The organism is Thermodesulfobacteriota bacterium (assembly GCA_036397855.1).
In the GTDB taxonomy this organism is placed as follows: Bacteria; Desulfobacterota_D; UBA1144; order Nemesobacterales; family CSP1-2; genus DASWID01.
Genome location: DASWID010000075.1, coordinates 1 through 5,363, shown reverse-complemented (window position 1 = coordinate 5,363; position 5,363 = coordinate 1). Strand labels below are relative to the sequence as shown.

The following is a 5,363-nucleotide window of genomic DNA, read 5'->3' as shown; positions in this document are numbered from 1 at the left end:
TTATCACACTGTTGGCTTAATGTTCTGGTTAACTCGAAAAAGGTTAGAAGGGTCGTACTTGTTCTTGATCGAGACTAAACGTTCGTAGTTATCTCCGTATGTCGCTCTTATGCGATCTTCCCCCTCTTCCATCATGAAGTTTACGTAGGCGCCACCGGCAGAATGCTCGTGTAAGACGTCCCAGTACTCCCTAGTCCAGGATATGATCTTTTCATTATTTGCGGGATCAGGATCGACACCTACAATAACCTGAGCCCATGTGGCATCGCGGTAGATCCAAGGTGTATCGTTCTTTCCGACCCGATGCGCTGCACCGTTGATCGGGTATATGTGCATTGTAGAAAGCATTGTAGGTACTTTCGATCCGTACTTTACGTGTTGAGCTATGGCTTCGTCGCTAAGCTCGTTCATAAAATCGGCTTTCCAGTACTGCTGCAGCCCCTTAGGATAGAGCGCATCAAAGGCGCTATTGAGCACTGGCAACGGCATCGGACCGACATGTACAAACGCAGGCTTTGAGATTCTACGAATGGGCTTGAAGACTTCTTCAACCTTTTCCTTTGGGCCGGTATAACACCATACAACTCCGCACATATTCTTACCATGGAGATGTTCTGGAAAGGGAGGTCCTGGAGGAACAACTAGAAATAAAAAGAAGCCGTTAATATCTTCCGGCGCATCTATGATGAATTCACGGTACCACTGCATAACCTCTGTTGTCTGATCCAGTTCCCATATCATCGGTCCTGCATGGACGGTGCTAACGGGATGAGATTTGAATAGAAATGAAGTAATCACTCCGAAATTTCCACCTCCACCTCGAATTGCCCAATAGAGCTCCTGGTTTTCTTCCTCACTGACTGTAACGAAACTACCATCAGCCAACACCATGTCGGCGGCTAAAAGATTATCTATAGTCAATCCACATTTTCTTGTGAGGTGACCGACGCCCCCACCAAGGGTTAGTCCGGCTACGCCCGTAGTTGATATAATTCCGGCCGGTATAGCTAGCCCAAATTGGTGAGTTGCATGGTCAACATCGCCCCATGTGCAGCCTGCTCCGACTCGCACAGTTCGTTCACTGGGATCTAGTCGAGTGTACTTAATGGGCGAGAGGTCGATTGCAAGACCATCATTGCATATGCCAAAACCTCCGACGTTGTGGCCACCACCCCTGATAGAGACAAGCATATCATTATCACGTGCGAAATTCACGGCACTGATCACGTCTGCTGCGTCAACACAGCGCGCAATAAGTCCGGGCTTCTTGTCAATCATCGCATTATAAACCTTGCGAGCCTCGTCGTATTGTTCATCACCTCTACGTATCAATTCACCGCGCAGCTTGGATTTGAATTCTTCTATCGTTTTATCTTGGACTTTATTTCCCTTGGAATTGGTAACATTGCTATTAGCCATAATTTCCTCCTAAGTTTATGTTTCTGTCAGGTTTATCCTATTCAAGCTAATTGAATGATGCAAGTTATGTGCCAAGGATCACATCGAGTCCCCAAATCTATTTGTTTTATGGGCTATCTTTAGGATTTTAGATTATCACGACGACAGCATTAGTAGTGTTGAAGCATCAACGAAGTTTACATGAGTAAGAACAAAGTTTACGACTTTATCGATATCAGTATATAACTAGTGAATTCCATGTAACTTCCCACAGGGTTTCCTTGGCCTGTCATTTTGAGCGTTAGCGAAGCAATCTGCTAGGTTAATCCTATAATGGAATGGATAATCAAACGCTCTGCCAATACCGAAGGAGATTGCTTCGAGACTTTTTAAGTCTCTCGCAATGACATCTGAGACTTTCATTTTCTATTATGATACCCTGCAGCTTGCTGCAGGGAGTTTCATCCCATGAAGATGTGAGCTTTAGATTGTTACTTAAACATGCTTGGATCAAATTCGTCTGAAATCACCGAAACTGAATCTATCGCACTATTCATAAGTCTTGCGTGTTCATATATTGCTTCGACACTCGGTGCTTCCCATTCGCAATAGAGCTTTCCATCCTTCGCTGAATGATAGCTCTTTATCCACTTTACCCCTATCTCTTCTCCAATGGCCATCGACCGTTTTGATGAAGTGATCATTTGTTCTTCAGTCAACGGAGGGACTGTCCGCACTGTTAGGAATCTTGGCATAAGTAATATTCTCTTAAATTAACTTTGACCAAATCATAACTACTTAAACATACTGGGATCAAATTCATCTGAAATAAGAGAGACAGAGTCTACCGGACTTTGCAGTAACTTTGCATGCTCATAAATTGCTTCGACGCTCGGGGCTTCCCATTCGCAATAGAGCTTTCCATCCGCCGCTGAATAATGGCTCTTTATCCACTTTACCCCTATCTCCTCGCCAACAGCCATGGATCGTTTTGACGAAGCGAAGATCTGCTCGTCTGTTAAAGGAGGCACTGTCCGCACTGTTAGGAATTTTGGCATAAGTAATATTTCCTTAAATTGACTTTGACTATATTATAACTACTTAAACATACTAGGATCAAACTCATCTGAGATGAGAGAGACGAAATCTATCGGCGCTTGCGCGCGTCTTGCATGCTCGTATATTGCTTCAATGTTTGGCGCTTCATACTCACAGTAGAACTTTCCGTCCTTTCCCGAATAGTAGCTTTTTATCCACCTTATGCCTACTTGTTCTGCTGTGTTTTTATTGAGCCTTTCCGCAGCGGCAAGTTCTTCCTCTTTTAACGACGGAGGCACCGTCCGTGTGACTAAAAATCTCGGCATCTGTATTAACCTCCCTATAGTTTTTAATACTTAGTTTTTAGCTTTTAGTTTTTGGTTTTTTGTGTAATTATTTATAAACTAAAGACTAAACACAAAAGACTATCCACTATACTTTAAACACTTTTCTCCACCCCTTTGATCTCACTCAAAGCATCCCTAGTGCTAACGGTTAATTTCTCTTCTCCCAGTTCCTCAGCGAGGAATAGGGCTTCCTCGTAGTGTTTCGATGCCTCCTCATAATTAGACAGGTTCATATAGACCCTGCCGAGATTATGATGTGCCCAGGCCTCTCCCTTTTTATCCTGGAGCTCCCTTCTTATCCTTAGAGACTCTTGATAGTATCTCCAAGCCTTCTGGTAATCACCCATCTCATTATACACGTTCCCGATAGAATTTAGGATATAACCCTCCACCTTTTGGTCTCCCGTTGGCTTCAGGATATTTAAGGCTTCCTCGTTACATCTTAAGGCGTCATCGTACTGACGCAGGCTCAGATAAACAATCGCCATTCCACTGAGTGTAACACCTTCTCCTATCGTATTTCCAATCCTTTTACAGATTTCCAATGCCTCGCGGTAGTAAGTAAGGGCTTCTTCGTGGAGACCGAGATTCCAATTGACTACCCCCAGGTTATTAAGAATACTTCTGGCCCCATCTTCGTCGCCGTTCTTTTTTGCAACTTCCAAACCCTCTTTATAATATGATAGAGCCTCTCGATAATCGTTAAGGTGTTGACGGTAAGTATTACCTATGTGATTGAGTACTGCTCCTTCTGCTTCATTGTCTCCTAATTTTCGATAGATCTTCAAGGCCTCTTTGTAATGTTTTATAGACTCATCATATGCTCCTAATATATTATATGTGGTAGCAATGTAACTCAGTATGTTGGCCTCTTCGGTCTTATCCCCAAGGCCTCTGCTTATATCCAGTGCTTCAGCGTAGTATTGGAGTGAATCTTCGTAATTACCCAAACGCGAGTATACATTTGCTAAACTGATTGGAACAATAAGATAGGAGTACGCACGAAAGCTCCTGAACCCGCTTTCTTTAATGATTCTCCAGCATTCTCGGTAGTACTCCGCGCATTTCTCGTAATTGCCCATTTCTCCGTAGACGTTTCCGATGTTAAATGCGGAGACATTCTGACCTGTTACTATTCTTGCTTCTCTATGTAAGTTAAAGGCCTCGTGAAGATGTGACAGGGCATCTTCATATTGACCAAGCTTCCTATAGACTTCCCCTAAACTGATAAGTTCATATCCTTCTGCTTCGCTACTGCCCACTTCTCGATGCACCCTCAAGGCCTCTTTGTGGTACTTCAGAGCTTCGTTGTAATCGGCCGAACGCCAATTTATAAAGCCCATACCTCTCAAAGCTTTTCCCTCGCCTATTTTATCCCCTATCTCCCTTTTAAGGGTAAGCGCTGTTTGGCAGATTTCCTTTGCTTTCTGGTATTCTCCCATCACACTCAAGAGTTCGCCCTGCTTGATGTAACCATCTGAAAGCCTTCCCTTGTCATTTGTTTCTTTAGATATGTTTACTATTTCTTCGAGAATCTTTTTCTGATCATCTCTTTTTGCTATGTTGTCGTATATGTTTTCTATCTCAAATAGAATATCTATCCTTCTACCCTCGCCGGTATCCGTCTTTTCCATTTGCTCTAGAAGTCGTAGTGCTTCGTTAAGGTTGGTAAGGGCTTCATCGGTTGAAAGAACTTCCTTTGCCCTTTTGCCAACTAGCGTTAAATAATAAACCGCCTTTTCCCTGTTATCGGTCTTACTAAAATGATGGGCAAGGACACCATAGAAGTCTTCAAGACGGGAGGGATACATCTCTTCGATTGCTCTCCCCACCCTGTCATGGAGTTCCTTTCTCTTTTGAAGCAAAAGTGTGTTGTATGCGACTTCGAGTGTAAGAGCATGTTTGAATAGATAGTCGAGGTCAGGGTAAACCCCCCTTTCGTAGATTAGATCGGAGTTTGTGAGTGTCATAAGGCGTTCCCTAAGCTCACTTTCGTCAATAGCGGATACCTTTTGAAGTAGCTCAAATCTGAACTCCCTTCCTATAACCGAGCACAGTTGGAGTTTCGATTTCCGACTTTCCTCAAGTCGGTCTATCCTGGCCATGATTATATCTTGTACACTGCTCGGAACTTCAATCTCAGATACTTCTTTCTCTACCGTGTATTGTCCATCACTCTTGACAATTGTTCCGCTGTCGATAAGCGACCTTGTGACCTCTTCCACAAATAAGGCATTACCTGCGGTTTTTTTAAGTATCAGTCCCATTAATTCTTCGGATATTTCTTCACTTTTCAGAATAGATTCCACTAGAAACCTGCAATCGCCTGATGAAAGAGACGCTAACGCAATCTGGGTGTAGTAAGGTTTGTCGATAAAGCTATGAACAAATCCCGGGCGACAGGTAAAGAGAAGCATGATTCGTTCATTACCCATACTTCTTGCAATACTATTAAGAAACTCCTCTGAGGTTTTATCAATCCAATGGAGGTCTTCAATTGCTATAACGACGGGTTTAGTTTGACTTATCCTCAGGATTATGGCCTTAAGGGCGTCAAATATCGCTTGTCTTTTTTGTCCC

6 protein-coding genes are annotated in these 5,363 nt (G+C 43.3%); all 6 read right to left on the bottom strand.

Going from position 1 to position 5,363, the window contains the following annotated elements:
* Positions 1-3: 3 nt before the first annotated feature.
* Positions 4-1,419, bottom strand: a complete 1,416-nt coding sequence (locus VGA95_05765) for an FAD-binding oxidoreductase (protein ID HEX9666052.1) — start codon at positions 1,417-1,419, stop codon at positions 4-6.
* A gap of 225 nt (positions 1,420-1,644) precedes the next feature.
* A complete protein-coding gene (locus VGA95_05760) occupies positions 1,645-1,821 on the bottom strand; it encodes a hypothetical protein (protein HEX9666051.1) in 177 nt (58 codons plus the stop codon).
* A gap of 68 nt (positions 1,822-1,889) precedes the next feature.
* Entirely contained in the window at positions 1,890-2,153 is a 264-nt protein-coding gene (locus VGA95_05755; protein ID HEX9666050.1) for a nickel-binding protein, read from the bottom strand.
* Positions 2,154-2,192: 39 nt separating this feature from the next.
* Positions 2,193-2,456, bottom strand: coding sequence for a DUF4242 domain-containing protein (locus VGA95_05750; protein ID HEX9666049.1), 264 nt, complete (start codon positions 2,454-2,456; stop codon positions 2,193-2,195).
* Between the two features lie 39 nt (positions 2,457-2,495).
* Complete coding sequence (locus tag VGA95_05745; GenBank protein HEX9666048.1) at positions 2,496-2,762, bottom strand: DUF4242 domain-containing protein; 267 nt, start codon at positions 2,760-2,762, stop codon at positions 2,496-2,498.
* 113 nt (positions 2,763-2,875) lie between these two features.
* Positions 2,876-5,363, bottom strand: a 2,488-nt coding sequence (locus tag VGA95_05740; GenBank protein ID HEX9666047.1) for a tetratricopeptide repeat protein, incomplete at its 5' end; no start/stop codon positions are given.